This window comes from Clostridium sp. CF012, from assembly GCF_018861755.1.
Taxonomy (GTDB): Bacteria; Bacillota; Clostridia; order Clostridiales; family Clostridiaceae; genus Clostridium_AD.
The window spans coordinates 1-1278 of sequence record NZ_JAHLEF010000101.1 but is presented as its reverse complement, the minus strand read 5'-3'; the positions used below and the strand labels follow the sequence as shown (position 1 = coordinate 1278).

Genomic DNA, 1278 nt, shown 5'->3' with positions numbered 1-1278 from the left:
TCATCCCATGGTTTTTCAACACCAACGTGGTTCGGACCTCCACGGAATTTTACTTCCGCTTCATCCTGGCCATGGATAGGTCACCCGGTTTCGGGTCTACGACATGCAACTATACGCCCTATTCAGACTTGGTTTCCCTTCGGCTCCGTACCTTAAGTACTTAACCTTGCTACATATCGTAACTCGTTGGCTCGTTCTACAAAAAGCACGCCGTCACACATATAAAGTGCTCCGACCGGTTGTAGGCACACGGTTTCAGGTTCTATTTCACTCCCCTTCCGGGGTTCTTTTCACCTTTCCCTCACGGTACTTCTTCACTATCGGTCACTAGGTAGTATTTAGCCTTGGGAGGTGGTCCTCCCAGCTTCCCACAAGGTTTCACGTGTCTCGTGGTACTCTGGATTAGATCTGACTGTTCTTCCTTTTCATTTACAGGCCTATTACCTTCTGCGGAGCAGCTTTCCAGCTATCTTCAATTAAAGAATTGCAGTATTTATGATCTATCCTCAACCCCTAAGTCAAAGACTTAGGTTTGGGCTCATTCCCTTTCGCTCGCCGCTACTTAGGAAATCGATATTTCTTTCTCTTCCTCCGGGTACTTAGATGTTTCAGTTCCCCGGGTGTACCTCTGCATACCTATTTATTCAGTATGCAGTACATAGTTGTTACTATGTGGGTTCCCCCATTCGGAAATCTTTGGATCACAGGCTATTTGCGCCTACCCAAAGCTTATCGCAGCTTAACGCGTCCTTCTTCGGCTCCTAGTGCCAAGGCATTCGCCATGCGCCCTTTGTAGCTTGACCTTTGATTCTGTCTATTTACATAGACGGTTTTGTTGCTTAATATTAATTTTGCGAAATCATAATAAATTAACCTATAACCACTCACGTGGATCTAAATCTTTTTAAAATAACTTTATACACTGTGCAATTTTCAAAGAACATTTTAAGAAAAACTATTAATTAATTAGCTCCTAAGAGTTAATATAATTAGTCTCTCAAAATTAAACAGAGAAATAGGAACGAGTAATTACAATAGATATTTTGAAGAATAATTAAATTCTTCTATTGCATCGACCGAAGTCAATACATCTACTCCCTAGAAAGGAGGTGATCCAGCCGCAGGTTCTCCTACGGCTACCTTGTTACGACTTCACCCCAATCATCGATCCCACCTTCGGCCGCTGGCTCCTTACGGTTACCTCACGGACTTCGGGTGTTACCAACTCTCATGGTGTGACGGGCGGTGTGTACAAGGCCCGGGAACGTATTCACCGCG

At 44.1% G+C, this 1278-nt stretch carries 2 rRNA genes; both read right to left on the bottom strand.

The features are described from left to right. Window positions 1-803 (bottom strand): 23S ribosomal RNA (locus KPL50_RS26460); the annotation flags it as partial. Window positions 804-1102: 299 nt separating this feature from the next. Beyond that, window positions 1103-1278 (bottom strand): 16S ribosomal RNA (locus tag KPL50_RS26455); the annotation flags it as partial.